This window comes from Streptomyces beigongshangae, from assembly GCF_019710745.1.
Classification (GTDB): domain Bacteria; phylum Actinomycetota; class Actinomycetes; order Streptomycetales; family Streptomycetaceae; genus Streptomyces; species Streptomyces beigongshangae.
The window spans coordinates 27,663-53,372 of the sequence record NZ_JAHKJW010000031.1; the positions used below are offsets into that span (position 1 = coordinate 27,663).

A 25,710-nucleotide genomic window follows, 5' to 3' on the forward strand; every position below is an offset into this window, starting at 1 on the left:
GTGACAGCGAGTTGGACATCAAAGACACCCAGAAGGCTGATCGGCATAGTCGAGGACACCGGCGAGCTGCTCCCCGACGGACGCGTCGTCGCCCCGCACCGGCCCTTCGCGGTCGCGGCCTGACTGACGGTTGCCTGATCCGCCCGCACCGACCGCCGAACTCCGGCGGCCGGAACGGGCGGTGACTGAGAGCCGGACAGCCCGGACGACCGGCCCCGCCGGTGCACGCGATACGAGGAGAGCCCATGGCACAGCAGCCGCAGACACAGCCCGCCGTACGGCCGAAGACCCACTACATCAAGGGGGAGATAGTCCTGTTCCGCGACGTCGAGCGGTTCTGGCTCGGTCTGCCCGGCCACACCTTCGTCGGCCGGGTGGAGCGGTCCTGGACGAACGTCCACAACGGCAAGCTCCTCTACGACCTGACGGAGCTGAGCGGCAACCGCGCCCGCGCCGGGATCGACCCCGACTACATGCGGCCGCTCCCGGCGGCCGACGCGATGCACGACATCGACACCGCGCCGCTGAGCGAGCCGGACACCGGGGCGATGACCCCGGCCGCCGTCGCCTGGCTGCGCCAGCACCTCGCGCAGGACAACAGCACGCTGCCCGTCCGGCGCTGACCACCACAGCACAACGGCCCTCCGAGTCCCCGGCATTCAAGCTGCCGGGGCCCCGGAGGGCCTGGGGCGACCTTACCCACCACCGCAGATCCACGGTGCCCCTTCTCGGAGGCGCCCGGAAGAGAGAGGACATTCCGTGGCCACCAAGCCCGCCGCACGCCGCCGGCGCCCCGCGGCGAACCCGAAGCCCCCCAACGGGCGCGCCAAGGCACCGGCGCCACCGGCTTCCGTTCCCGCCCAGGCCGCCGCCCTCGAGGAGACGGTGCCGCTGGTGCACCCGGAGGCCGACCCGGTCCTGGCCGACGCCGCCGACCGGGCCGCCGACGTCATCGACCTCGCGCGTGAGGAGGCCGCCGCCCTCCAGGCGGAAGCCGAGAGTGCGGCCGCGCGTACGGTCGCCGCCACGCACGAGCAGGTCACCGTGCTGATGACCGAGGCGCAGACCCGCGCTGCGGGCATCACCGACGGTGCCGACCAGGAGGCCACCGCGCACCGCGCGGCGGCGAAGAAGGACCTGGAGGCGGCGCGCGGTGAAGCCGACCGGCTCCTGACGGAGGCCCGTGACCGTGCCAAGGCTCTGGTGACGGAGGCCCGAGCGCAGGTCGCTGACCTCACCGAGCTGGCCGCCACCGACCGCGCAGCCACGGCGACGGCGGTTGCCGAGCTGCGCCGCCTGGCGGAGGCCGACCTCACCGAGCTCGGTGCCCTGGTCGACCAGCGCCGCATCGAGGCCGGCCAGATCCTCGCCCGCGCCCAGGAGCAGGCCGCCGCCCTGGTGGCCGCGGCGCAGCGGGAGGTCGACCAGGCCCGCGAGCGGTTCGCTCAGCTCGCGGCGACGGCGGCTGAGCAGTACGACGGCCGCCGGGCGGAGGCGGAGGCGCTGTACGCGGACGCGGTCAAGGCCGCCGACGAACGGCGCCGCGAGGCCGACGACCGCGTCGCGGCCGCGCACTCCGAGGCGGAGGCCGCCCGCACCGAGCTGCGCGAGAAGCTGCGCGCGCTCACCGACCAGTTCGACGCGGAGGCCGCTGCCAAGCGCAAGGTCCTCACCGACGAACTCGCCGGACTCAAGGCCGCCTGCGACAAGCAGCGCGAGCGGCTGCGGGAGGAAGCCAAGACCGTCGCGGTGCAGCTGCGCCAGGCCGCCCAGAAGGAAGCGAGCCGCATCACCACCGAGGCGGAGCGCAAGGCGAAGACAGTCACCGAGCGGGCGAAGGCCGATGAGGCCCGTGCCCGCCGGCTGCTCGATGAGGCCCGCGAGGCGAAGAAGTCCGCCTCCCGCTGGAACGGCTGGCAGCAGAACATCAGCCGCAAGGCGTGGAAGACGGCCCCGTGGATCGCGCTCGCCGCCGGCGTCGGGCTCGCCGCCTCCGGCGAGTACGAGCTGGCCCGCATGGTCGGCATCAACCAGTACGTCGCCCCGCTGCTGCCGGTCAGCATCGACGTCTACTGCGTCACGGCGTTCCGGGCCAAGAAGGACATCCCGTACGCGCTGCTGCTGATGGCGTCGGCGAACGTGACCTACCACCTGTCCGAGCAGGCGCACCTCGTCAAGGATGGGCAGTCGGCTCCCTGGCAGCTGACGACGTTCGTGGTGCTGATCTTCGTGGCGGTCATCTGGCGCGTCCACACGCTCATGCACGACGACGGTACGAACAGCCACGGTGCTGCGGCCGCTGCGGTCGGCCGTACCGGTACGGACGGCGGAAACGGAATGCCCGCCCGTACAGGGACGCACCGGCGTACCGACGGATCGGACGCGGTGTCCTCCGGCCGTACAGAGGGCGCGAGCCACGACCTGTACGCCGCGCACAACGCGGTCCGCACCGACGGCGCGGGCACCGGATGGGACGGTACGGACCCTGTACGCCCCGCCTCGCACCCGCCGCATGACGGCGAGGCCGAAGCGGCGGTGACCAGGGCATACAGCGACCGTACAGGCGGCGTACACACCCCCTCCGAGGGGGCGGCGCGTACAGGTACGGCGGCTGCCGGGCGTACCGGGACGGCCAGCGCGACCGTACAGGGACGCACCGGTGCCATCAGCGTCCGTACACAGCCCAACGGCGAGGGTGTTCCGGGGGCCCGTACAGGTACGGATGGCGCGTCCTCTCCCGCAACCGGAACCACCGGTACGGGAGGTACGGAGCGTCCCGGTACGCCTGTACGGACGGACGAGGAACTCCTGCCGCTCGTACAGAACCTCCCACGCGGCCAGGACGGGTTCGTGACGCTCTACCAGGTCCGCAACCAGCTCTCCGTCAACAACAACCGCGCGGTGCGCCTGCTCTCCAAGGCCGGCCTGCTGCGCCCCGAGGACGCGGACAAGCACCTGACGTGATCCGAGTCCGGCACACACCAGTGAGGGCCAGCCCGAAGGAAGCGGGCTGGCCCTCACTGCGACTGCCGGAAGACAGTCGACAGCCCCCGAGTACAGCAGATCCGACCCCCACGGAGGACCCCGTGAGCACCGAAAACAACGGCCAGCCCTTCTTCGACGACCCGCATGCGGCGCTGCGCGAGATCGCGCAGAACCCCGACGCCTACGCGCACTACCTCGCGGACTTCCACCGGGTCGTGCTGGACATGCAGGCCAAGCTGGAGATCCTCCAGCGCGAGGCCCGCGTGCACTGCCGCGGGGTCCGCGTGGACGGTGACAAGTGGGGCCAGGCTTTCCTGCGCTCTTTCCCGGTGGAAAACTCGCTGAATGGAGTCCTCAAGGACCTCAAGAGCGTCACATCGGGACTGGAAAAGAGCACGCATAAGCGCCACGCCCACGACGAAAAGGTGAAGGAGGTTAAGAAGATTCGAAAGGAAAAGGCGCAGATCAAAGCGCGTAAGAACAATCCGACGCTCCAGGCCGCCCCGGAAAACCCGGGTCAGCAGGGTGCGCAGAGCCCGAATCCGGGCTATGGTGGTCCCACGTCGATTTACAATCTGGACCGCAAGGAGTCGGCGTGAGTGCAGGTCGCCCGCTCACGAAAGCAGAGCGGAAGGATTTCAACCGTGCGGAACACGAGCGCAAAATCAAACAGGATTTGGTTGAGCGGCACGGCAAGGACCTCGGCACTTTCTACGCCTGGCTTCGGATTGTGAATATCCGGGGCACGCAGGCTTCCCGCGACGGTGACACCGCGTACATCCGCGAGGTGGCACTCGCCCTGCACAACGTCCACAGCCGCCACGTCGGCTAGGCGGTGTCTTCAAATGATCATCCCTGGTGGATCATGACGGCGTGATACGTCGTCATGAACTGTCTGATGCTGAGTGGGAGTTCGTCCGGCCGTTGCTGCCCGTGTCGTTGCGGGGGCGGAAGCGGCTGGATGACCGCAGGGTCCTGAACGGGATCGTGTGGAAGTTCCGGACCGGGACGGCCTGGCGGGATGTGCCCGGGCGTTACGGGCCGTGGGCCACGCTGCATACACGTTTTCGCAGGTGGGCGACGGACGGGACGTTCGAGCGGATGCTGCGGGCCGCGCAGGCGAAGGCCGACGCGGCGGGCGACATCGACTGGCTGGTGTCGGTCGATTCCACGGTCGTCCGGGCCCATCAGCATGCCGCCGGGGCTCGAAAAGAGGGCTCTGCGACCCGGCCCTCGGCCGGTCCAGGGGCGGTCTGACCAGCAAGATCCACCTGGCCTGCGACGGCCGGGGCCGTCCGCTCGGCTTCGTCGTGACGGGCGGCAACACCAACGACTGCACCCGGTTCACCGCCGTGATGGAACAGATCCGGGTGCCCCGGATCGGACCCGGCCGTCCCCGCGTCCGGCCCGATCACGTCCTGGGCGACAAGGGCTACAGCTCGAAGGCGATCCGCACCTGGCTCCGCCGCCGCGGCATCCCGCACACGATTCCCGAGCGGGCCGACCAAATCGGCAACCGGGCCCGGCGGGGCAGCCGCGGCGGCCGGCCGCCAGCCTTCGACCGCGAGGCGTACAAGCACCGCAACGTCGTGGAGCGGTGCTTCAACCGCCTGAAGCAGTGGCGCGGCATCGCCACCCGCTACGACAAGACCACCCAGTCCTACGAAGCAGCCATCACTCTCGCCTCACTCCTGATGTGGGCGTGACATTTGACGACAGAACCTAGCTCCCCGCGCCCCGCACGAAGGGCCGCTCCCGATCCCCGGGAGCGGCCCTTCGGCGATCCCAACGCGTGCCGCGCGTGCCGCGTGCCGCGCGTGGCGTGCGCGCGCGTACGCGAGGCCGAAGCCGACTGTCAAGCCCAGGAGGAGGAGTCGCGTGTCCGACGACACCGACAGCAACGTCATCAACCTCCCCACTCGGGGCAGCGATTCCGGCGGAATGCCGGATGCCCCTGACGCCGGGGATCTCTTTTATTCCGAACCGTCCGGCAGCAGTGCGGACGACGGCGCTCCTCCGGACTCCCCGGAAATGGCGACCGGGGAACTTCCGGCCATTCGCGGCCCTATTTCCCCGGAAGTCGCATTGCGGGAAACGGGAATGCCTGACGCCCCGGATTCCGAGGAGGAAGAGTACGAAGAAGGCGAATACAAGCAGCCTCGTTCTCTCGCCGATCGCCTCGGTGACTGGCTGGAACTCCGTCTGGAAGTGGCGCGGGACCGGCACGCCGGTGAAGCGCCGTTCCGTGAGGCGGAAATTGCGCGTAAGGCCGCGCTTTTGGAGGCCCGCACCGCTCAGGAAACCGCGATGATGGAGCAGAATGCGAAGCTCCACACCGCGCAGATGAAAGCGAAGTCGGACAAGGCGGCGGCGCGCGGCAAGGCCGACGCGGCGCGGTCCTCCGGCTCCGGCCTGGGCGCAGACAAGGGCGGCCGCTCGAAGGCCGGCGGCGGGGGCGGCTCACGCGGAGGCGGCGGCAGCTCCGGTGGCTCCGGTCGCGGCAAATCCCCCAAGGGTGCCGGGAAGGGCTCTGACCGCTCCGCTGGCGGCGGCAAGGGCCCCAATCAGTCGTCCGGCGGCCCGAAAGGCCGCCAGAACGGCTCTGGAGGCTCCGGGTCGGGCAAGGCCGGTACAGGCAAGGGCAGTTCGGGCGGCTCCGGCGGCAAGAACGGCTCGGGCAGTACCGGGACCGGCAAGGGCGGCTCGAAGGGTGACGGCGGCAAGTCGAAGGACTCGCCGGCGGCCAGTCCCCGGGCCGAGCGGGCCCGCGGCCGCCAGGAGCGTGCCGCCGCCCGCCAGGCGGCACGCCAGCAGCGGCGCGGCGCCAACCAGGCCGCCAACCTCGCCGATCGCAGCAAGGACCGCGACCAGGACCGCGCCGCAGTCCAGGCGGCGCGCGAGGAACGCCGCAGGGCGAAAGCCGAGCGGAAGGCCGCGGCACGGGCGAAGCGGGAGGCGGCCAAGGCCGCCGACGACCGCACCACCCTGGGCGCGGCCGTCGGGCAGGAGGCGCAGCGCCGCTGGGACAAGCGCCGCGCGGCGGAGAAGGACAAGGCCGCGAAGGACGGCAAGGCCAGGGACGACGCCAAGGACGCCACCGGCGACAAGGACTCCGAGACCACCAAGAAGATGACCAGGGACGACCCTGAGAAGCCCTCAGACGGTCCGAAGGACGACTCCGCGACCAAGGAGCCGGAGGACGGCAAGAAGAGCGGCGAGAAGCCGTCTGACGCCTCCACGGACACGGACGCGAAGGACGGCACAGGGACGGACACCGACCCCAAGGCCGACGACGTCAAGGACCCGCCGGACGCCGACGACAGCGACGACGAGCGCTCCTTCAGGGAGTGGTTCAAGGACTTCTTCACCAAGGCCGGCGAGGACAACGCCCCGCCCGAGCCGGAGGAGTCCTCAAGGCTTCGGCCCGAGGACCTGGGCGACGTCACGGTGGAACGCCCCGGCGGCCCGACCCGCAGCCCGCAGCCCGAACCGACTGAGGACGACATCCCGGATGCGGTCATCGTCGACGACCCGTCCGACCCCTTCGGGGCGCACGTCAGCAGCCCGGCGAGCCTCCCCCGCGCGCCGGAGCCCCACACCCAGCGTCCCGGCACCAGCCGACCCACTGCACAGGAGGATCCCGTGGCATCGGAGGTCAACAAGCCCGCGTCGGGCCAGGCCCGGATGGCAGCCAAGCACCGCACCGACATCACCTTCGGCGAGTACCTGATGGAGATCGTGAACATCGCGATCGCCGCAGCCCTCGACAAGGACCGCGCCCAGGACCTGGCCGTCGCGCTCGGCAAGGTCGCCGACGCGCTGCGGGACATGGCGGCCGACCTGGTGGGCGATCACAACATCGCCACCGAGGTCGTCAACCAGATCACCGACCTGGCCGACGCCGCGGAGCGCATGAAGCAGCTGGCCGAACGGTGCGCCACCGAGTGCGAGATCGCCTCGGAGGCCGCCCGGCTCGCCGCCATGTCGGTCGGCCGCGTCTATGGCCAGGACGTCCAGGCCATGGACGACGCGGGCCTGGCCAACGCCTCCTCCGCCGCCCACCACGACTAGAAGGAAGGGTTCGCCGATGAGCGACCTCGCACCCACCACCGGCGGTGCCGCCCAGACGGACGGCGACAACCGCTACAAGGCCGTCCAGCAGAAGCTCAAGACGCTGGGTCAGGCCATGGACCTGGCCAGCAACGAACTCGAAGCGCTGCTGCGCAGCATGCGCACCAATGCCCAGCGCTCCGAGGGCCTGGCCGTCGACATCGCCAACGCGGAGCTGGACCGCAAGTTCGTCGAGATGACCAACCAGGTGTCCGTCGCCCTGGGCGGCGCCGCCGTCGAAGTGCGCAAGCTGCACGAGACGGCCCAGGAGGTTTCCGGTCTCGCCCACGACACGCGGCGCACCCATGCGCGGCTGTACGAGGGCCTGGACGACATCCGCTCCAGCCGCAGGGAGCGCACCCCCAAGCCGGGCTTCTTCGCCCGCTGACCCGCTCCCGCCGAAACCCCTGATGGGCGGTCCCTCCACGACGGAGGGGCCGCCCATCGCCACACCCCGAAGGAGAACCCCTGTGTCCGTGCCGCGCAGCGTCGCCCTGGAGCGCACCTTCTACACCCTGACCGCCCCGGTCCTCGCCGCGGCCCCGAACCTGTTCGCCGACAGCCCCGTCAACACGGTCGTGCAGCTGGCGGGCGCGGCCGGCGTCGGCGGCTGGGTCCTGGCAGCCAAGAGCGACGAGCCCGGTGCGGGACGCAAGATCCTGCGCTGGTCGCCGCTGGTGCTCGCGGCCGCCGTCGACATCGCCGCGCGGAACACGATCGGCTGGGGCCCGTGGTGCCTGGACGGCATCCTCGCCGCCGGCTGGGCGACGGCCGGCCTGCTGGTGATGCCCTTCTCCCGGCACACCCGCCGCCGTCACCGTCCCGCGCTCGCCGCCCCGGCCCCCGCCCCGCAGCTGCAGCCCGCCGCCGAGCCGTCCCTCGCGCAGCCGGACGACGGCGCCGACGCCTTCACCCGCCAGGTCCGCTGGCTGTGGGAGACCCGCGGCCTGCCCGGCCGCACCATCGTCATCACGGCCACCCCGCACGCGGGCATGCCCAACGACCTGTCCCTGCTGCTGCGCTCCTCCGAGGCCGGACGGCCGATCTCCAGTCTCACCGAGGAAGCGGTCGCCGCCGCGTTCGGTGTGGAGGTCGCCGACGTGCGGATCGAAGAGGTGGTCCGGCAGTACGGACGCGAGGGCGGACCCGGCTGGAGGGAAGTCCACGTCACCCCCGACATGAACGAGCGCCGCCGCAAGGCCCCCACCACCCACGAGTGGTGGGCCGACCGGATCGCCGGCGGGCCCGTACCCGGCTCGGAGTTCATCAAGAAGGTCCGCGATGGCGAGCGCAAGGTCACCCACTACATCGCCCAGGTCCCTGACGAGCTGGGTGAGCCGCGCGTCAACCAGCACACCCTGGCCGCCGCGCTGAAGACCAAGTACGACGAAGGCCGGCTGTTCGTCACCGTCGACGGCAACCAGGTCCTGGTCTCCCTGTGGGACTCCAGCCCGCTCGCACAGATCTTCCCTGCCACGAAGGAGTTGCTGACCCCGGACAAGGACGGCCGGTGGGTGACCGGCTACCTCGGCAACGGCCAGCCCGCCCGCAACCGCGTCTACACCGACCGGGGCGCCGCCCACGGCATCTTCGTCGCCCCGTCCGGAGGCGGCAAGACCCAGCTGATGGGCCTGCACATCGCCGCCGACGCCCTGTTCGGCGCCGTGGTCTGGCTGGCGGCGGAAGCCCTGGACGAGAAAGCCGCCAAGCTCGGTGAGTACACCGACCGCTACGGCATCGGCGCGCTCTACATGATCCGGCTCCTGCGCACCCTGGACGCGCTGATGGAGATCCGCGGCGAGATGCCGTGGGACGACGGCAGGGTCTACGACTGGGACCCCAGCCTGCCGGGCTGCCCCTACCGGATGCTGTCCGCCTACCTCGATGAGTTCCTCTCCGCCGCCCGCAACGGCGACTACGGCGCGGAGATCATGGACCTCGCCGAGAAGGTGTCGGTCAAGGGCCGCAAGTACGGCATCGGCCTGAAGGTGGCCGGCCAGTCCATCTACGTGCAGGACGGCTTCACGCAACTGCTGTGCGAGAACCTGCGCGAGAACTGCATCCCCGTCGTGCTGAAGGTGGCGCCGAAGAAGGTCGCCGACATGTTCAAGGCCCTCGGTATCTCCTCCGAGAACACCCCCGAACCGCTCCCCCGGTCGTTCTCTCCTGCCGAGGCGGGCCGGATCGAGCGGGTGATGCGCGGGGAGCCCGAGCCGCCCGCCGACTCCAACACCGGTGGTGCCGGGTGGATCGTCGAAGCCAAGCAGCCCGAGGTCCTGCGCACGCTGTTCATGGACTTCAAGGCCGGCCTCGACAACTACTTCCCCGACACCATCGCCACCCTCACCGACCACGAGATCCGCGAACTGGAAGCGCGGGACCTGTGGTTCGACTGGACCGAGCCGCCCCGGCCCGGCGAGTTCGGCGACGAGCCGAACAGCGACGAGGACGAGGACGACGAGCCCAAGAAGGGCGGCGGCAAGCGCCGCGGCGGCGGGGGCAAGTCCGCCACACGCCGCGACACGGTCACCTCGCCCCGCCAGGCACTGGAAGCCATCAAGAACCTCTCCGGCGTCTGACCCACCCCGCACACCCCGCAGGGCCCGGCCGCATCCCGGCCGGGCCCTGCTCACACCTGAAAAGGACACACCGCCCATGGCCGTATCGATCTCCGCAGTCGTCCTGCTCGGCATCGTCGTTTTCGTCCTCATCCGGGGCGGCTCCGTACGCCTCGGACCCGCCCTGGCCTGCGCCGCCTTCGGCTTCTTCCTCGCCTCCACCGGCGCCGCACCGTTCATCACCGACACGATCACCGCCGTCACCGGCTTCATCTCCAGCATCTGAACCCGCCCCGGCCGCCGGCGTTGAAGGCGCCACACCCCCCGCGCCTTCGACCGCCTCCAGGGAGCTGCTCCGATGCCTCAGACCCACTCCGCCGCAGACCAGGCCGCCCCGACCACGGCGCCGCCTGCGCCGCCGACGGCACTGTCCCTCGAGGAACGCCTGACGTTCACCAACGCGTTGATGACCGCGCGGCTGGACGAAGCGAAGGTCGCCTACGAGGTCAACGCGGCGTACATCGAGACCGAGCCCGTCGACCTCACCGACGTCGTCACCGTCCCGCTGACCCCGACACTCCAGCCTCCGCCGGAGTCCTACCCCACCCCGGTCGCGGCCCTCCTCCAGCGCGCCCACCACCGGCTGCTCACCGGCGGCTGGTGCTCCGGCGCCCTGGTCGACGAGGACGGTGCCCGCTGCATGCTCGGTGCCATCCGGACCGAGGCCCGCGGCGACCGCGGCCTGGAAGCGGATGCGGCCGCCGTGCTCCTGGACGCGATCCGCCGCACGTTCGGTGACCACGTCGACTCCGTGCCGTCTTTCAACGACGCGCACGGCTTCGGCCGCGTCCCGCTCCGCATGGTCGACCAGGCCGCACACCTCGCCAACGCCCGCGGCCTCTGACTGCTGCTCCGGACCACCTGCCTCGTACCTGAACCCTTCGCGGTCGGGTACGGGCCAGGCCCTCCGGCCTCGTGGCCAGTCGCAGCCGGTCCCGCCGCGGCCGTAGTCATCGACCCCGCCCCGAGGGCTGCCTGCTGACCGCAGCCATTGCCTCCAGGCCCGCCGCTCACCGCGTGGCCCACTCGCACTTCTCCCTGCCCACCCACCGACACTCTTGGAGTTGCCCCGTGCAGTCCAACGACCACACCCACGGCCAGAACCGCCAGGAGCTTGCCTACCTCCCCGTGCCCTTCCCGAAGGCGCCGCCCAAGGAGCTGCGGTTCGCCGCTCTGCACGCCTGGTGGGATACCGCATGGGAAGAGGACGGCGTTCTGCACAACATGTGGGCGGACATCCTCAGCGCCCCCGGCGCCGGCCTCCGGCACATGGCCCCCTGGATCCGCGCCGTGCTCATGACGGCCGGAGTCTCCTTCGCCGTGCTGATGGCCCAGGCCGCAGGCGAAGTCCTCCTCGATGCGCTGCACCAGCTGCTCACCGCCGTGCCCACGGTGCAGGTCGGCGTCGACACCTCCAGCGGCGTGGCCGCCGTCGTTGACCAGCCGGTGCGCACGTACATCGCGCAGCACTCCGCCGGCCTCCCGGTCGAAGCCTCCACCGTCTACACACTGTGGCTGCTCACCGGCCTCGTCGGCCTGGTCCTCGGCTACCTCTCCCGGAACAACGGTGTGCGCGCACTGTGGGCGGCACACGGCGCGGCCACCGTCGGGATGGTTGGGACGGCCACCCCGGACGCCAGCCGCGCCGTCGCGGTCGGCCTCGCGGTCCTCGCCTGGGCGTCCTTGTCCGCGTTCGCGCTGCGCGGCCTGACCCTGCGCCGCCGCGTCGGCTACCCGGCCCGTCCGGCGGTGACCGCTGCCCGGCCCGAGGTCTACGTCTACGTGACCACCCCGGCCGCGCCCGCCGACTAGCACCCGCACAGCAGCTGCCCCTTCCGCAACTGACCTCCGGTCGCTCCGCCTGGTCCTCGCCCACCCACTCCTGGGTGGGCGAGGACCGGACAGGCCGACCGGCCGCTTCACACCGCGCCCGCCGACGAACAACCGGCGGGCGCGGTGCTTGCTGTCCACCGACACCTGGAGGAACCGCTCGTGCTCATCCCCCGCCCGCGCCGCCGGATCGGCCGGCCCCGCCTGCAGCGCCCCGGCCCCCCGCTATCCCGCGCCCCGGCGTCGGCTCCCCGGTATCTGGAGCAGGTGATGGCCGACCAGGACGAGGACCTGGTCGACGTCGACCCGTACGACCCCAGCGACGGCTCCGTGCCGGTCTTCCGGTGGAAGCAGGCCGGGCGCGAGAACCTCGCGACCCGCCGCCAGCTGCGGGAGATGGGCCTGAGGCCGGGAGGCCACGGGCCCATCGCGCGGATCGAATGCCGCGGCGGCAAACGCTTCGCGTGGCTGTACCGGATCGACCTGGCGAAGCCGAAGCTGCCGATGACCCTCGCGAAGGAAGCCGCACTCGACAAGGCGATGGCCAAACGCCAGTCGTGTCCCGGCCCCTATGGCCGGCGCTACTTCCACTGCATCCCGCTGAAGACCTTGGGGTCGTGCCTGGAGTGCTTCGACGGCACGCCCGCCGACCCCGCCTCCTACATCGCTCCCCCGGTCAAGCACTTGCTGGACGCCTGATCGGAGAGGACACCCGCCCATGAGCACCCGGAGCGGCTGACCGGACCGGGTTCCGCCACACCGCACACACCATCGCCCCAGCCGGGCCGGCCGGGGCGATGGCATCGCACAGGGCGACCGCAGCATCGGCAAAGAAGGCTGGCCGCCCCGCTCCCTCACCCTTTCGAGATCAGGAGAAACCCAGCATGACGCATCGCTCCGCCCTCTTCGCCGCCGTCCTCGGCCTGGGCCGCGCCGGGTCGAACATCGGTGATCATTTCGTTCAGTCCGACTACTGCGCCCGCGTCAAGGGCGCCACCGACGACAAGCCCGTCCACTACGCCGCCACCCCGGACGACGAACCCACCATCCACGGCACAGCCGACGGCATCAAGGCCTGCGCCTGGCACGTCGCTTCTGTTGGGCTGGTGACCTAGGAGCCCTCCCCTCGGTAGGCATCTGTGCTGGTCAAAGTCTCAAGGACCGGTGCAACGGTGGCCGACAGATGTCGTGCATGGCATACGAGATCATGGGCGCGGACCGATCGGGGAAGACACAGGGGGTAGAGGAATCATGGTGGCGTTCCACGCATCCGCGCTGGACGGAGTGGCCCGAAATCCGGCGCTGCCGGAGTCGTTGCTGCTGCGCCTGCTCGCCTTCGGGGCAGACGGTGACCGTCCGCCCCGTGACGTTCTTCACCGGGCCGGACTCCCCGAGTCGGCCGTCGCGCTGATCCTGGCCCACCCGAACCCGGGGGCCCGGATCGATTTCGCCATGAGTGCCAGGGCGGAGCCTGCACAGCGGGCTCGGCTCGCGGACGATCCTTCTCCCAAGGTGCGGGCAGCTCTCGCATATGGACCCGAGGTGTACGGTCCGCGCGTAAAGGTCGCGCCGCTCCCGGATGTTGTGTGCGCCCGCCTGCTCGACGACCCGGATCATTCCGTACGCGCGGCCCTGCTGGAGTCGCCCCATCTGGCGCCATCGTTCGTGGCATCGATGGCCACTCATCACTGTGCGGCAGCGCGTCGGGAAGCGGTGCGTGCATGGGAGGCCCTGTCGGCGGGCGAGCGGTCGGCACTGCTGGCCGACCCCGACCTCGAGGTGCGGCGGGCCGCCGAGCTGCAGGAGTGCCGGCGGGACGCCCGCGTGACAGCCGACCTCCTCCGCGACCCGAAGTCCGCCGCCGAGGCGCTGCGCCGCGGACTCCTTGACCGTGCCGGCGCCGAGCGGTGCGTCGCCGAGCGGATGCACCTGACCTCCCTCGCCGAGAACCCGTCGCTGCCCGCCGACCTCGTAGAGAGGCTCGCCGTGGACCCCGAGGAGGCCGTACGGCTGGCCGTCTCCCTTCGGCCCGAGCTGGACGAGACGCGGCGTATGGCCATCGACTTCACGGCCGGGGACCTCGACAGGGGCGACGACGTGTGGTGGGTACGGGACGGGCTCGCCTACCCCGAGGTAATGCGCCGGGCCGCGACCTCCGCTCACCCGCTGCTCCAGCGCGCCGCCGCCCGAAGCCCCCATCTGCCGCCTGACCTGCTGCGCCTGCTTGCACGCGTCGAGGACCCGGTGGTGGAGAACCTTCTGGGCATTCACCACCCCGACACTCCGGAGGAGGTCCTGATGCGGGTGTTTGCGCGGCTGGGTGGGACGTTCTCCGCCTGGATGGCGGAGACGCACCCTCGGTTCCCCCGCGAGGGCCTAGCCACCCGCTACGCGAACCACCCCGACGGGAACTACCGCCGGCTGGCCGTACGGGATCCGGCCGCCACGCCGGAGCTGATCGAACGGCTCAGCCACGACCCCGTTGTCTGGACGCGTCAGGCGGCGGCCCGCGACCCGCGCCTCCCGTTCCACCGGCTCCGCGAGGCCCTCCTCGTCCCCGAACTGGCATCCAGCGCGGGTGCCAACCCGGCGCTCCCCCAGGACGAGATGGCCGCCGTCCTGGACCGGGCTGGCGTTCCCGCCTGACCGCCGGGCGGAACCGACTTGCTCGCACCCCAAAGTGAAGGCTGCGATCCACCGACCAGCGGTTGGTATCTGGGTTCGCAGGTCAGCGGGGGCGGTGAGGGGTGCTGATGAGTTGGGTCATCAACTGGCGGTTCGTGGCTCGGGATGCCTGGAGGTCTTCTTCGCGTTCGGAGAGCTGGTCGCGGAGCTCGGCGACTTGTTGTTCAAGGTGGTCGATCTTCCGCTGGAGGGTGTCGATGTCGGTGGGAGCGCCGAGGCCAGTGGCGCGCCAGGCGTCTTGGCCAAGGGCTTCGGACAGGCGTTGTTCGAGGCGGGCCACATGGCCCGCAAGGCGGGTGTTGCGTTCGGTGAGGTTGGCCAGATCGCTCAGCAGGGAGTTCCGGCTGACCTGCGGTCCGTTGGTGTTGTTGGGCGGCTGGGCGGCCTTGGCTGCCACGGCTGCGTGGAGGTCGCCGTGGCGGTAGATCAGGCTGCGGTGGACGCCGGCCAGGCGGGCGACGGCGGAGACGCTGATCGGCTGGCCGTCGCGGGTCAGGTCGTCGAGCGCGGCCAGCACGCGCCTGCGGCGGCGGGTGGAGTCATCGGTTCGGGCCTGGGCGAGCCGGTCAGCCGGAGAGGTTGGCTTCATGCTTTCCGTTCGAGTGGAAGGCCACCTGCGGCTGGCAGGAGGGTGGGCATGCCGAGCTGTACGGCGCGGGACCGGCGCAGGGCCGAGGTGGCCTGACGGATCTCCTCCCGTTCTTCGTCGGTGAGGGCGTCGAGGTTGCTCTCGACCCTGCGGATCAGACGCCGCAGGCGACTGATCTCCTCCTCGGACGGTGTTGCTTCCGCCCGAGCCCAAGCGTCGAGCTCGGTGGCCGCGGCCAGCCGTTCCCGGTCTCGAAGCAGGGTGTCCAGGTAGGTCCGCAGGTCCGGAAGGTAGGAGGGGTCGGTGCGGAAGTGATCACAGCCCAGGCATCGGAACCGGAACGGGCAGGCGTGTCCGCCGGCTTTGACGTTGCTGGGCTCGGCGCAGATCCCGAACGGTACGGCGACCTGCCCGATCCGCATCCGGGTGTGCTCGTGGTCCAGGAGGGCTTTGGCCTCGTCCCACAGCCGGCCGCCGTGTCGGTCGAACTGGAGGGTGACCAGCCGGTCGACGGCCTGACGCGTGCGCTTCTCGGAGACCCGGTAGTACGTCTGTGTAGTGCCGAGGGTCTTGTGTCCCATCAGCTCCCGCAGCACGTCTACCGGCGTTCCGGCATCGGCGTGCCGTTGGGCGTAACTGTGCCGGTAGGCGTAGAGCGTGATCCGTGCCTTGTCGAACTCCTCCCCCGCGGCGGTGAGCAGAGGCGGCATAGTGTTCAGCCACTCGCGATGGAGTTGGGAGAGGAACATCGACCGGTAGGGCTTGGTGCCGTCCGGGTTGAAGTTCGGGTTCGGGAACAGCGCGAGCTGGTCCGTGGGGGTGTCCGGGAAGCGGCCGCGGACGCGGTCGCGCTGCTCGCGGATCATCGAGGCGGTGGTGTCCGGGATCGGCAGCTGGCATCGCAGCCGGTTGTTCTTGAAGTCGGTGTAGACAAGGACGTGCTTGCCGTCCGCGTCGGTCTCCAGGCAGTCCCAGGGAAGTTTTTGCACCTCGTCTGGGCGGCGGCCGGTGTCGATAAGGATCTCTACCGCGATCCGGGCGTGCCGCCCTCCGGCCGGGGCTCCCGACCGGCCGTTGCGCCGGCTGGTCTCCAGGGTGTCCAGCCGTGCGCACAACTGGGCCAGGATCTCGTCCGGCAGAGCCCGCCCACCGCCCTCGTCCTCTGGTGGCCGGGGAATGTCGCCCTTGCGGAACGAGAAGTCGTCGGGCAGTCCGGCCAGCATCTGTCGGGGCCGGGTCAGACCCATCTCACGGATCTCGCGCAGGAACCGTGCGCACCATCGGCAGATCGTCACTCGCAGGTTCGGACTGATCTGCCCGGTGTGCTCCAGGTAGGCCAAGCGCTGCTGGAAGACCTCGACGTCGGTGCGGCGCAGCCGCTCCGGAGCGTCCCCGTGGTCCTCGCGGTTGATGCGCAGGCTGTCGGAGAGCCGCTCCAAGCAGACGACCATGGACATGAGGGAGTTGGGGATGTTCCGGCCGTAGCGGCGGGGAATGGCATCCACCACCCACGCCTTGGCCGCCCGCCGCAGCCACTCCTGACTCAGGCCGGTGAAGTTCATGGTGCGGCCCTTGCCCAGCCCGAAGACCTCCGCGTCCCACACGTCCTTCAGCTGCTCCAGTTCCGGCGTGGCCAGACCGACGCGGATGTCGGCCGTCATCGACTTCCACACCCCCGCCATCCGCGTGTTCGCCTCGACCATCAGCTGGCTCAGACTGGTGACCTGCTGGGCGCGCGCCGTGTCGCACAGGGCCTTGAACGCCGTGTGCAGCAGCCGGACGTGCCGGTCCAGGCGCTGCTGAGTCCCGAACAGCAACTCGGCGACGACGAGGTCCGGTAACCCGCGAAAGCTGATCAAGGTGCCGTCGTGGACCGCCGGCGCGGTCCGGGACCACAGCCCGAGATCGACGTCCGGATCCTTTCGCCTCGCTTCGTTCCAGCTCCAGCGGTGCCCCGCGCAGAATCCGCCGCGATCCTTACTCTGCCGGTGACACGCCGCCGCCGAGCACGGCTCCAACGCCGGCTTCGGCCCCACCCGCGGATCGAGGACGAAGTCCTCGATCGTCTCGATCCCGAGGCGGTACTTCTGATCCATGTGGCTGAGGCAGACCGGGTTGTCGAACGACCTCCAGACCCGCTCGCACCCCGGCACCCGGCACGGGCCATCGGTGCCCGTGAAGACCCGAACCGCTGTCGTCAGGAAGTCCTCCAAGTCCTGCTCGCCGGCCCGCCACCGTCCCCGGCAGGTGGCGCAGAGCGGAGCGGCACCGCCCAGACGGGCAGGCGCGATGCAGTTCCGCACGGCACAGGACCGGTACCCGATCAAGGGATGATCCGGCGACGGCCGTGCGATACGCAGCCGCTCGTCCCAGCCCAGCCCGACCAAGAAGTCCTGCCGCACTCGCGAGAACAGCCGCTCGGCCTGGGCGTCCTCCCGCCCGCTGTCGGGCGGCGGTGCCAGTGCGGCCTCACTGTTCATGAACGGACCTCCTCGACGAGCAATCCCACGCGGTCGACCGCGGCCCGCAGGCGCTGCGGCGACGGGTGGAGGTAGACCTGGGTGCTGGTCACCGAACGATGGCCCAGCAACTGCTGGACCTCGTCGATGGCGGCACCGGCCTCGACCACGTTGGTGGCGAAGGCGTGCCGCAGAGAGTGCGGATGAACCACCCGCTCCAACCCCGCCCGCCGGGAAAGCCGCACGAGCAACTCGTTGACCGCCCCAGGCTTCACCGGTGCCCCGGCCGGCGGCCGGGCCAGGTTCACCAACACCATGTCGCTGAGCGCAGCCTCAGCACATCTCGCACGCTCCACCGCGTACTGGTCGAACGCCTGGACCACCAGGAAGTCCACCGGTACCGCCCGCGACCGACGCGATTTCGCCCACGCACCCGAGCCGTTGTCCCGACGCACCACGTGAAGGTGCGAGCCCGGCACCGAACAACCCAGGTGTCGGGCATCCACGACGAAGTGGATGTCCTCTCGGCGCAGACCCACCGCTTCCCCGCGGCGCAGACCCGCGCGCGCCATCAGCAGCACGATCAGTCGATCCCGTGCCGTCCGGCAGGCCCGCAGCAGGGCCACGACTTCGTCGTCGCTGGCCCGGTCGACCGGTGCGTCCGGGACAGCGGCCCGATGCCGGGCCCGGGCGTAGTAGCGGGGCCCACTCGCCTCACCACGAACCTCGACAGGAAGGTCACGATCATCAGCGACTTCGTAGAGCATGCCCAGCACCGCCACCGGAGCGTTGCCCACGGCGACCTGGTGCTTCAAGAACTCCCGCACCCCGGCCAGGATCGTGTTCACCCGGCGGGGGCCTCGAACCGGCTGTTGCCCCGGGCCGGGGACCACCGGATCCCCATCCAGCCGGGCGTGCCGCAGCCAGAACATGAACGACCCGAGACGACCCGCGCACTCCCGCCAGTCGAGACCCGACCGGGCACACCAGGTCAGGAACAACTTCATCGCGCCTGCGTACGTCGCGGTCGTCGACTCGGCCTGGTCCCGGCCGAACCGCACGTGCCGCAGGAACTCATCCACCTCGGCAATCGGCGCGAGCTCGTCTTCGTCCAGCACCGTCCAGTACCGGTCACCCGACGGCATCCGTACCACGAACGGCCGCAACCGCACTTTCCTGTTCTCGATCACGGGCGCATCTCAGCAACAGGTGCAACGTCCGCGACACCGGTTCAGGAACTGTCGGCCACAGGTTCACCGCCCAGGGTGACGCGACAGTGCACGACACCTCCTGAAACCCAAGGGAACGTCGCCTCCTACACCGCCGTTCAGGTAGGCGCCGCTGTGGCCATCACGCGCTCCTTCGGCTACCGCGTCCCTGCCTCCGCCCTGCTGGCTGGGGCTGTCATCAACGGCCTGACCCACGCGATCATCGACCGGGGTGCCGCCTTTCTGTGGCTGGCCGACAAGACCCGCAAGCGCGGCTACATCAACCATTGCCAGGCCGTGCGTGTCGATGACGAGGGCGCCGTCAGCAAGGAGACCAACGGGCCGGGAACCGCCTGGATGGAGCTGGACGTTCTCTGCACCAAGCAGTCATGTGATGGCAACCACATCCTGGGACGACCATTGCACGTTTCGAGATTTTGACGCCTCTCTGTGGGGTGGAGCCCCAACGGAACGTTGGGGCTCCACCCCACAGAGAGGCAAAAAATCTTGCTGATGGCATTGCACGTTTTGAGCTTCAGGGCGCACTTGATAGATGACGGCAGGCTCCCGGCTTGGCTGTCTCAACGGGACCCCGCCGTCCCCACTCGGGCAAGGGTTGAAGGCGGCGGGGCCCAATAAAGATCGGATAAGTTCAGTAACTAGTCCACCCCGGCGGGTAGTTGTAGTACCCCGGGGTTTTTGTGCTGCCCGTGAATCGGTGAGAAAGTAGGCCCAGCCGATAGCCGGCCGGTCGCTTCGTTGCGCTTCGCCAACATGCCCGAGTGGGGACGACGGAGCGACCTTCACTAAGGGAGCCACGTCTTTGGCGCTCGTTAAATTCAATAGTGCGCTGTCCCGTTTCGAATCCATGCAGAGCATGGTTTCGTGTATGGGACTCACCGTATTCTCCTATCTGGCCGGAGTGATCTTTCAGGAGATTCCCCCGACCTTGGAGGAAGTGCGGATGGCTGGTCTGATCTGTGGGTGGGTCGGACTCGGCATCTGTCTTCTGGCGAACGGGTCCGTTAAGAGCTTGAAGCTGATCACGAAGATCGGTAACAAGTCTCTGGACTGGTGGGTTCGGAAGTTCTGGACGAGTTCAGCTCGTGCCGCTCGCATAGGAGCGGTGGAAGCGATTCATCCGGACTCCCCTCCGGTAGGAGATGAAAACTGACCGGGAGTGACCCGGAGGCGGCTCGGCCTCGATCGCCTGCGATCGAGGCCGAGATTGCTCGCATCGCTCACGACGAATTCCTCAATCTCAAGTCCTATCTGGTCAAGAGGCTAAAGGTCACGAAAGAGGACGCGGAGGAGGCTGCGCAGGACTCCATGCTGAGCCTTGTCAAGGCCGTGAGGAATGGCACGGAAATCGAGAATCCCCGAGCGTGGTTGCGCCTGGTGGCTTCACGCAGCGCCTTCCGAAAGTGGAACGATAGCGAGATTCCTCTGGGTGAATTCCCAGATTCCGAGGATGGGCCGACAGAGGATTACATCCTCACCCGACTCGTTCTGTATGACTTGATTAAGGAGATACCAGACGAGCAGAGGCAGGCATTCCTGCTTCATCTTGAGGGGTATCAATCCGTCGAGATAGCGATACTGCTTGGCAAAACTTCTGCGACTGTCAGGTCGAACATTCGCTATGCGCGGAAGCGTCTTCAAGCGTCTGTGGACTGGAGGGAATGAGAGGGCTGGTAACGGTCAATCGGGATGACTGGCCCTCAGCTGAGGGAGCCCTAGGTCGACTGGACTGTTGCGCGCGAAGCGTCGGGTCTGTTCGCGTTTGCCCCGAAGGAAGGTGAGCGTGAGGTCGATGCCCTCGACCTCACCTTGCCACTTCTCCAGAAGCGCTCGTTGTCGACGACCAATCAGGTCCTCCTCGATCTCATCGAGGCGGGACAGCATCTTGGGGTTGATGCTGAGCATCGGGCAGCGGATGCAGGCTTCTCTGAACTTCCGGCTCTTGTGTGGGACCAGTGCTCAGGCGTCAGGTTTGAATGGGAACGGCTTCCTCGTCTGGGCTAGTTCCCGAAGAATGAGGACCTTCGTGGCTTGCGGGGTTCGACCAACGACCTCCGTTTCAAAGAGGCATTCGAATGATGCATGCGATGATGCCAATTCTGCGCTCGTGGTCTCCGTGAGCAGCCTGGCCCCGGCCCAGCTGCCGTAACCGAAGCTACCTGCGACGATCAGGGTGGGAACCTGCGGGTTGAACGGGTTCCTGGTTTTCACCACGATCCCGTAGTCGGTTACTTCGCCCTGTCTCAGCAACCTGGGGGCGTAGGTCCGTTCAGTCTGGCTGTCTTGGATGGAGACATCGTGGGGAGTACGTTGCCTGAAGCCCAGTGAGCATGGCAGGCGCTTCATAATTTCATCTGTGATCGCGTTGGCGTCTGGCCCTCCGATCAGAATGAGGGGGTTGCGTCTTGCCTCACCGCCCACCCGGTCGCTATATGTGATCACGGGAGACGGCGCGCCAATTCGAACGAAGTGCTGCTGGATCTCGGATAGCGCGAAGGCGTCGCCCACTCCGATCAGACCTGACGGCTCCCATCTGGAAAACTGATGCAAGCCGACCACTAGTGTGAGATCAGGCTTGGCAAACTCGCGCCAGAATTCCCGGAATTGACGGCCTTTTGCTCGGCTTGCGGAAGCGGCTTGTCGAGGTGACTCTCGCAGTCGGTGCCGTGCTTCCAGCCAGGGTTTCGGGTCATGTCCGCATGCCTTGACGAACTTCTCCAAGGTGCTCGGTCGTGGGACATCGGTTGCACCGTTGATCATGCCGTGGATCGTCGAAGCGCTGAGCGTGCTCTCCGCAGCCAGCGCCTGAATACTCAACCCGCGTGCGTCGAACAGCCGTGCCAACTGCTCGATCAGATCTTCGCGACTGTGAATCTGATCCGGATTGATCCGCGCCATCTCATCCTCCGGATCGGGGCGTTCGCTGCCATTCGGAATGGTAACCCGAATGCCTTGTGACCTGGATAGATGAGCATTTTCGCGCGTTGTTGACCATTGCTGTCGCTTCAGAATGCTCGGAGCGTACAGCCTGTGCTCACCAGTCAGCATCGTTGACGAAGGAGTTTTGGTGAGCAGGAAGAAGGGTCGTCCGGTGCGCGACGCGGCACCGCCGAGCGACACAGTCACGCAAACGCTCGGCATCATCCTCGACAAGGCCATGGCCAGCTGGTCCGCTGTCCTGCGTCTCACTATGGCTTGCATCGCGCTGTGCCTGCCTGTGGCGGCAGCTGTAACGGTGTATCTCTTCCTTCACTGACCTTCAGCTGTAGTTCATGGTGGGTGGCAGGCGGTGACGCCGATGGCGGCGTTTCTCTGGATGTGATCAACGTTGCTTCACGCGAGATCCGCTGCTTGCGCCGATCTTCTGGGTGGGACGGGAATCCCGAGGTCGACAACCATGTGCCGTCCGGCGCGACGGTCGAGCTGGGCGAGTTTGTCCTCGGCTCCGGCGAGGCTGACCCGCAGGCCCTCGACCTCGCCGAGCCAGCCTTCCGTCTCGGCTTCGGCGATGCGGGCGATCAAGTTGTCGCGGATCTCGGCAAGCCGTGCCCGTTGGGCCGGGTCAGGTCGGAGGAGCGAGCATCTGACACAAGCGTGCTCATGAATGCAGGGGGATCCGAAGGCGCGTGCGCAGGTGCCGATGGACACCTTCCGCTTCTCGAAGTGGGCGAGGAAGGCGTCCCACTCATCCTCTGTCGGGATCCGGTACTCCTCGCCGGGGCGGGAGGCTCGTCGGCGGGCGATGAACGCCCGGTGGGCCTCGATCGTCTCGGCAGGGTAGATCGCCTTGTATCCGATCGTGGTGTCGATGTTCTTGTGACCGCAGATGACTTGGGCAATGTGCGGGGGCAGTCCGTTCATGATGGCGTCGGTGACGAAAATCCTTCGAAAGTCATGGGGAGAGAAGGACAGTGCCTCGCCTTCGGCGTTGGTCAGCCCGGTCGCGGCCAGCGCATTGATCAGCAGTTTGCGGATCGCGGTCGGTGTGAAAGCGCGGTGCTCGGAGCCGATGCCGCGCTGGAACAGCAGCGGCATCGGCGGGTTCCAGACCTTCTCGCGGACGTCATAGGCAGCCACCAGCGGAACCATCCCGCCGGGACCGCGCAGTCGACTGATGATGGCGCTGAGGACGTCGGCGAGTTCTGGGCTAACCAACAGGAGTCGCTCGGTGTCGGTCTTGGACGGAGCGATCTGCAGCAGCGGCACGACCTCGCCGGTGGCCGGGAGCCGGTACTGGGTGACGCTGTGGTGCGTGAGTTCCAGGAGTTCCTCGTTGCGAACGCCGGTCAGACGCAGGACCTCGATCGCGGCGAACGCCCAGAAGGCTTCCTCTTCTTCATAGGACAGGTTCCGTCGGCGCCCGCTGGAGGTCTCTTCGGCCCACGTGAGGTGGCCTGCGGCCTTCGGAGCGATGGCTCTGCGCAGGGCTCGGCCGGTGCCGGGGATCAGTTCTCCAGGCTCGGTGTCTCCCGCGACCTGGAGCAGGCCGGCGGCTTCACGGCGCCGTCGGTCGGTGGTGCTGACCAGGATGGGGAGGACGGGCAGCCGCTCGCGGGTACGCTGATCCATCCGGGCTTTGCGTCTCTTGCGTTCCTTTGCCTTGTGGATCTCGTCGTCGCTGATCGGGCAGGGCACGGCCCATGGCCCCCAGCGGGCCGGTTCCTCGGCCGCCCATTGCGCGATGTCGAGGTAGAACGCTCGGACGCGCATGAGTTCGTCCTTGGCGTTGAGTCGCGGGCTGGAGACCTCGACGCTCTTGCCGTCGGGACCGACGACGTTGCGCTTCTTGACTTTCAGGTCGTCCTTCCAGGCGCGAGCCACCGCCGGGGGTAGCCGCAGTGAGTCGATTCCCGGTGCCAGAGCTTCGATCCGGGCCCAGAACAGGCCCGCGAGCGTGCGCGAGATCGCGTCCAGGCTGGCGAAGTCCAGCGATGGTTGGCGCTCGCGCAGATAGTCCACGATCACGTCGCGTACCGGTTGGCACCGGATCCGGTAGCGGTCCACCAACTCTTCGATGCTCAACTGGCCCAGGGCGAGCCCGAAGGCACGAATCGTGGCAGGGGCATCCTCGGGGAAGATGCCCAGGGCCCGCAGCCGCAGGTAGAAGTCGACCTTCTTCTGCCCGCCGCGGGCGTGCACCCGGCGCTGGGTGTCGACGAGCTCCACGCAGTCGCCGACGGTGATGTCGCTGATCCGTCCGCCCTTGCAGGCCAGCAGGGTGGCGATCCGCGTCGCGGCGATCTGCGCATCCTTGCGCGAGGTCGCTGGCCCGGCGGCGGCCAGCTGGTGCAGGCGCGCGAATCCGTCCGGGTCTCGGACTTCGGCCATCACGGAGGCGAGATACCGGTGCGTGCGGGTGAGCATCCACGGCAGAGCAGGACGGATGACGTCTCCGCAGATCAGCATGAGCAGCCCGGAGGTCAGGTCTTCCCGGTCATGCGATGGTGAGGGCCCGCACTCGCTCAGCCACCGCTGTGGGAGCTCCACCCAGGCGGCTCCGCACAAGTCCTCGGCCCCCGTGGCCATCCAGCGCTGCTGCCACGTATCCCCGGGCTGGCACGACAGCCAATGCAGCAGCTTGGTCACCCCACGGCGTCGTCCGGCCCGGGTGCCGTTCGCCGCAGGCAGGAACGGCGGCGCCGTCAGGCGTCGCAGCGTCTCCTCAGACGACTGCGCGGTCTGGGACCACCACCGCTCCGCGGTCCGGGCCGGGAACTGCTCGCGTAGCCGACTGTTCCGCGCCTGGGCCTGCTCCGCGGTCGCGTTCGTGATCTCCAACGGCTTGCGCGTCGCGTGCTTGACGACAGCTGTCATGACGAGCGCCCGAACAGGACGTCCAGCGACGCCGGGTCGTAGCCCGGTGCCGGCAGCGGAGGTGCCGGCTGGATGTCCTCGCGGGCCTGGCGTGCGTGGTGCGCCAGCACGCTGGCCACGACCTCGTCCTTGTGCGGCGTCAGATATACCTCCGTGGCGGACAGGTGAGCGTGTCCGAGCACCCACTGCACGTCGGACAGCGTCAGCTTCGGGTCGCGCACCATGCGGGCGGCCGCGCTGTGCCGCAGGTCGTGAAGTGTCCAGTCGGCGCCGAGCGAGGCGTTGACGCGCTCGAACATCCGGTGGGCACCGTGGTAGGTCAGGGGGCGGATCGGGTCTCGCCGTGTCCACCACACCGGCTGAGTGCGGCCTCGCGCAATCTGGCCTTGTACCTCCTGCTGGTAGAGGCGAAGCCATACGAATGCGTCCGCCGATGCCGGCACCTGCTGGACCGCCCGCGAGCCCTTGCGCACCACGCTGATCAACTGCTGGCCGGGGTCGACATCACGCTGACGCATGCCGATCAGTTCCGAAGCCCGCACCCCGGTGGAGATCCAGAAGGCGACCAAGGCCCGGTCGCGGTTGGAGGGCAGCGCCGCAAACAGCTTGTTGAACCATGCTTCTGGAATCGAGCGCGGGATCCGCCGCGGCAGGCTCGGCCGGTAGCGGCCCACCTGCTCGGGCCTCCAGCCGTCCATCGGATTGTGGTGCGTGTGAGCCCGCCCAGAGCGGCGGGACAGATCCAGCGGGAACGGATTGAGCAGCGGGCCGGTCCCCGCATCACGGTGCACATCGTAGAACCGGCGCAGGACCGTCTCACTGTGTACGACGGTGGCCGGAGTGTATCCGGATCCGGTCGACGGCTTCCCGGTCACCGGGTTCGCTGCACCGCCTCCCCGTGCCGCTCGCGGGCCCTGGGCCTTGACCTTCCTGGGTTTGACGGTCTCTTGGATCCAGCAGCTGAAGTCCCTGGCCTCTCGACGGGTCGCCCGGTTCCAGGAAACGTCCACGGCCTGCAGGAACCGCCACCACCGCAACAGATCCATCCCGTAGGAACGAACCGTTGACGGGGCTTTCCCCGCGGCCAGCAACTCCTGAAAGTAGACGGCGACCGCCCCGACGGCCGCTCCGTCGGGATCGATCAGCCGGTAGGGCTCGTACCGGTCGCCGGTCTCCACCAGCCGACCCCACCGGGGAACCACCAGGGCCGCCAAGTCTCGTCGGGGAACATCGTTCATCACAACCGGAGACCGTAGTGCTCGATGACTCTATCCGCCCACTGAACTGGGCATTCTCCCGGCTTCGTTCAGTCAACGGGGCGTGTTCGTGCGCGCATGGCGTCCCATAGGGGCGGCCGCAGGAGCCGAGTTCGATGCGGCGCTTGTCGAAGT

At 68.7% G+C, this 25,710-nt stretch carries 25 protein-coding genes and 2 pseudogenes; 19 read left to right on the forward strand and 8 right to left on the reverse strand.

Going from position 1 to position 25,710, the window contains the following annotated elements; genetic code table 11:
- The 15 genes and pseudogenes from KM933_RS23465 (at position 1) to KM933_RS23535 (ending at position 14,189) form a co-directional block, all read left to right on the forward strand.
- Positions 1-123: a DUF5999 family protein gene (locus KM933_RS23465; RefSeq protein ID WP_221355326.1), complete on the forward strand. Its 123-nt coding sequence runs from the start codon at positions 1-3 to the stop codon at positions 121-123.
- Between the two features lie 122 nt (positions 124-245).
- On the forward strand, positions 246-623 hold the full coding sequence (locus KM933_RS23470; protein ID WP_221355327.1) for a hypothetical protein: 378 nt from the start codon (positions 246-248) through the stop codon (positions 621-623).
- Between the two features lie 136 nt (positions 624-759).
- A complete protein-coding gene (locus KM933_RS23475; RefSeq protein ID WP_221355329.1) occupies positions 760-2,964 on the forward strand; it encodes a coiled-coil domain-containing protein in 2,205 nt (734 codons plus the stop codon).
- Positions 2,965-3,086: 122 nt separating this feature from the next.
- Positions 3,087-3,584, forward strand: coding sequence for a hypothetical protein (locus tag KM933_RS23480; RefSeq protein WP_221355331.1), 498 nt, complete (start codon positions 3,087-3,089; stop codon positions 3,582-3,584).
- Entirely contained in the window at positions 3,581-3,817 is a 237-nt protein-coding gene (locus tag KM933_RS23485) for a hypothetical protein (protein WP_221355333.1), read from the forward strand. The genes KM933_RS23480 and KM933_RS23485 overlap by 4 nt, the downstream gene beginning before the upstream one ends.
- 44 nt (positions 3,818-3,861) lie before the next feature.
- A pseudogene (locus tag KM933_RS23490) lies at positions 3,862-4,691 on the forward strand (IS5 family transposase).
- Between the two features lie 172 nt (positions 4,692-4,863).
- Positions 4,864-7,056 carry an ATP/GTP-binding protein gene (locus tag KM933_RS23495; protein WP_308013516.1) on the forward strand — a complete coding sequence of 731 codons (2,193 nt, stop codon included), beginning with the start codon at positions 4,864-4,866 and terminating at the stop codon, positions 7,054-7,056.
- 16 nt (positions 7,057-7,072) lie between these two features.
- Positions 7,073-7,483, forward strand: a complete 411-nt coding sequence (locus KM933_RS23500) for a conjugal transfer protein TraB (RefSeq protein WP_221355335.1) — start codon at positions 7,073-7,075, stop codon at positions 7,481-7,483.
- A gap of 82 nt (positions 7,484-7,565) precedes the next feature.
- Positions 7,566-9,674, forward strand: coding sequence for a chromosome segregation protein ParM (locus KM933_RS23505; RefSeq protein WP_221355337.1), 2,109 nt, complete (start codon positions 7,566-7,568; stop codon positions 9,672-9,674).
- A 76-nt stretch (positions 9,675-9,750) separates the two neighbouring features.
- On the forward strand, positions 9,751-9,939 hold the full coding sequence (locus KM933_RS23510) for a hypothetical protein (protein ID WP_221355338.1): 189 nt from the start codon (positions 9,751-9,753) through the stop codon (positions 9,937-9,939).
- Positions 9,940-10,011: 72 nt separating this feature from the next.
- Positions 10,012-10,557 carry a DUF6197 family protein gene (locus KM933_RS23515; RefSeq protein ID WP_221355340.1) on the forward strand — a complete coding sequence of 182 codons (546 nt, stop codon included), beginning with the start codon at positions 10,012-10,014 and terminating at the stop codon, positions 10,555-10,557.
- Between the two features lie 227 nt (positions 10,558-10,784).
- Positions 10,785-11,525, forward strand: a complete 741-nt coding sequence (locus KM933_RS23520; RefSeq protein WP_221355342.1) for a hypothetical protein — start codon at positions 10,785-10,787, stop codon at positions 11,523-11,525.
- 288 nt (positions 11,526-11,813) lie between these two features.
- Positions 11,814-12,242, forward strand: a complete 429-nt coding sequence (locus tag KM933_RS23525) for an RRQRL motif-containing zinc-binding protein (RefSeq protein ID WP_221355344.1) — start codon at positions 11,814-11,816, stop codon at positions 12,240-12,242.
- Positions 12,243-12,427: 185 nt separating this feature from the next.
- The gene (locus KM933_RS23530) at positions 12,428-12,658 is read left to right on the forward strand and encodes a hypothetical protein (protein ID WP_221355346.1); all 231 of its coding nucleotides are present in this window, start codon (positions 12,428-12,430) and stop codon (positions 12,656-12,658) included.
- Positions 12,659-12,794: 136 nt separating this feature from the next.
- Complete coding sequence (locus tag KM933_RS23535; RefSeq protein WP_221355348.1) at positions 12,795-14,189, forward strand: Mucin-2; 1,395 nt, start codon at positions 12,795-12,797, stop codon at positions 14,187-14,189.
- Between the two features lie 82 nt (positions 14,190-14,271).
- On the opposite strand, the gene KM933_RS23540 is transcribed toward KM933_RS23535, so the two are convergent.
- Genes KM933_RS23540 through KM933_RS23550 form a run of 3 tightly spaced genes read right to left on the reverse strand, consistent with a single transcriptional unit; the run spans position 14,272 to position 18,466 of the window.
- Positions 14,272-14,817, reverse strand: a complete 546-nt coding sequence (locus tag KM933_RS23540) for a DUF6262 family protein (RefSeq protein WP_221355350.1) — start codon at positions 14,815-14,817, stop codon at positions 14,272-14,274.
- Positions 14,814-17,297: a tyrosine-type recombinase/integrase gene (locus KM933_RS23545; RefSeq protein WP_221355351.1), complete on the reverse strand. Its 2,484-nt coding sequence runs from the start codon at positions 17,295-17,297 to the stop codon at positions 14,814-14,816. Before KM933_RS23545 ends, KM933_RS23540 begins: the two co-directional genes overlap by 4 nt.
- Positions 17,294-18,466 carry a tyrosine-type recombinase/integrase gene (locus tag KM933_RS23550; RefSeq protein WP_308013517.1) on the reverse strand — a complete coding sequence of 391 codons (1,173 nt, stop codon included), beginning with the start codon at positions 18,464-18,466 and terminating at the stop codon, positions 17,294-17,296. The genes KM933_RS23545 and KM933_RS23550 overlap by 4 nt, the downstream gene beginning before the upstream one ends.
- 153 nt (positions 18,467-18,619) lie before the next feature.
- On the opposite strand from KM933_RS23550, the gene KM933_RS23555 reads away from it, so the two are divergent.
- The 3 genes from KM933_RS23555 (at position 18,620) to KM933_RS23565 (ending at position 20,170) form a co-directional block, all read left to right on the forward strand.
- Positions 18,620-18,925: a hypothetical protein gene (locus KM933_RS23555; RefSeq protein ID WP_221355353.1), complete on the forward strand. Its 306-nt coding sequence runs from the start codon at positions 18,620-18,622 to the stop codon at positions 18,923-18,925.
- A gap of 448 nt (positions 18,926-19,373) precedes the next feature.
- The gene (locus tag KM933_RS23560) at positions 19,374-19,658 is read left to right on the forward strand and encodes a hypothetical protein (protein WP_221355355.1); all 285 of its coding nucleotides are present in this window, start codon (positions 19,374-19,376) and stop codon (positions 19,656-19,658) included.
- A gap of 98 nt (positions 19,659-19,756) precedes the next feature.
- Positions 19,757-20,170 carry an RNA polymerase sigma factor gene (locus KM933_RS23565; RefSeq protein WP_260334070.1) on the forward strand — a complete coding sequence of 138 codons (414 nt, stop codon included), beginning with the start codon at positions 19,757-19,759 and terminating at the stop codon, positions 20,168-20,170.
- Positions 20,171-20,185: 15 nt separating this feature from the next.
- Here KM933_RS23565 and KM933_RS23570 read toward each other — a convergent pair whose 3' ends face one another.
- Together KM933_RS23570 and KM933_RS23575 are read right to left on the reverse strand one after the other, a co-directional pair.
- Positions 20,186-20,410: a recombinase gene (locus KM933_RS23570; protein WP_260334062.1), complete on the reverse strand. Its 225-nt coding sequence runs from the start codon at positions 20,408-20,410 to the stop codon at positions 20,186-20,188.
- Positions 20,411-20,464: 54 nt separating this feature from the next.
- Positions 20,465-21,553 (reverse strand): helix-turn-helix domain-containing protein, encoded by a 1,089-nt coding sequence (locus KM933_RS23575; protein ID WP_221355357.1) that lies wholly within the window; start codon positions 21,551-21,553, stop codon positions 20,465-20,467.
- 19 nt (positions 21,554-21,572) lie between these two features.
- Here KM933_RS23575 and KM933_RS23580 point away from each other — a divergent pair, with 19 nt between their 5' ends.
- Positions 21,573-21,761, forward strand: a complete 189-nt coding sequence (locus KM933_RS23580; protein ID WP_221355359.1) for a hypothetical protein — start codon at positions 21,573-21,575, stop codon at positions 21,759-21,761.
- Between the two features lie 77 nt (positions 21,762-21,838).
- Here KM933_RS23580 and KM933_RS23585 read toward each other — a convergent pair whose 3' ends face one another.
- From KM933_RS23585 to KM933_RS40335, 3 genes and pseudogenes are all read right to left on the reverse strand, one after another.
- The gene (locus KM933_RS23585) at positions 21,839-24,319 is read right to left on the reverse strand and encodes a site-specific integrase (protein WP_260334063.1); all 2,481 of its coding nucleotides are present in this window, start codon (positions 24,317-24,319) and stop codon (positions 21,839-21,841) included.
- Complete coding sequence (locus KM933_RS39605) at positions 24,316-25,017, reverse strand: tyrosine-type recombinase/integrase (RefSeq protein WP_260334071.1); 702 nt, start codon at positions 25,015-25,017, stop codon at positions 24,316-24,318. Before KM933_RS39605 ends, KM933_RS23585 begins: the two co-directional genes overlap by 4 nt.
- A 306-nt stretch (positions 25,018-25,323) precedes the next feature.
- A pseudogene (locus tag KM933_RS40335) lies at positions 25,324-25,557 on the reverse strand (site-specific integrase); the annotation flags it as partial.
- Positions 25,558-25,710: the final 153 nt, after the last annotated feature.

What these genes read in the sequence shown, in the direction of transcription:
- KM933_RS23470 (WP_221355327.1), top strand. Translation starts at nt 246, where the DNA reads ATGGCACAGCAGCCGCAGACACAGCCCGCCGTACGGCCGAAGACCCAC.
- KM933_RS23500 (WP_221355335.1), top strand. Translation starts at nt 7,073, where the DNA reads ATGAGCGACCTCGCACCCACCACCGGCGGTGCCGCCCAGACGGACGGC.
- KM933_RS23510 (WP_221355338.1), top strand. Translation starts at nt 9,751, where the DNA reads ATGGCCGTATCGATCTCCGCAGTCGTCCTGCTCGGCATCGTCGTTTTC.
- KM933_RS23515 (WP_221355340.1), top strand. Translation starts at nt 10,012, where the DNA reads ATGCCTCAGACCCACTCCGCCGCAGACCAGGCCGCCCCGACCACGGCG.
- KM933_RS23525 (WP_221355344.1), top strand. Translation starts at nt 11,814, where the DNA reads ATGGCCGACCAGGACGAGGACCTGGTCGACGTCGACCCGTACGACCCC.
- KM933_RS23530 (WP_221355346.1), top strand. Translation starts at nt 12,428, where the DNA reads ATGACGCATCGCTCCGCCCTCTTCGCCGCCGTCCTCGGCCTGGGCCGC.
- KM933_RS23535 (WP_221355348.1), top strand. Translation starts at nt 12,795, where the DNA reads ATGGTGGCGTTCCACGCATCCGCGCTGGACGGAGTGGCCCGAAATCCG.
- KM933_RS23540 (WP_221355350.1), bottom strand. Translation starts at nt 14,817, where the DNA reads ATGAAGCCAACCTCTCCGGCTGACCGGCTCGCCCAGGCCCGAACCGAT.
- KM933_RS23545 (WP_221355351.1), bottom strand. Translation starts at nt 17,297, where the DNA reads ATGAACAGTGAGGCCGCACTGGCACCGCCGCCCGACAGCGGGCGGGAG.
- KM933_RS23560 (WP_221355355.1), top strand. Translation starts at nt 19,374, where the DNA reads ATGGGACTCACCGTATTCTCCTATCTGGCCGGAGTGATCTTTCAGGAG.
- KM933_RS23570 (WP_260334062.1), bottom strand. Translation starts at nt 20,410, where the DNA reads ATGCTCAGCATCAACCCCAAGATGCTGTCCCGCCTCGATGAGATCGAG.
- KM933_RS23575 (WP_221355357.1), bottom strand. Translation starts at nt 21,553, where the DNA reads ATGCTGACTGGTGAGCACAGGCTGTACGCTCCGAGCATTCTGAAGCGA.
- KM933_RS23585 (WP_260334063.1), bottom strand. Translation starts at nt 24,319, where the DNA reads ATGACAGCTGTCGTCAAGCACGCGACGCGCAAGCCGTTGGAGATCACG.
- KM933_RS39605 (WP_260334071.1), bottom strand. Translation starts at nt 25,017, where the DNA reads ATGGACGGCTGGAGGCCCGAGCAGGTGGGCCGCTACCGGCCGAGCCTG.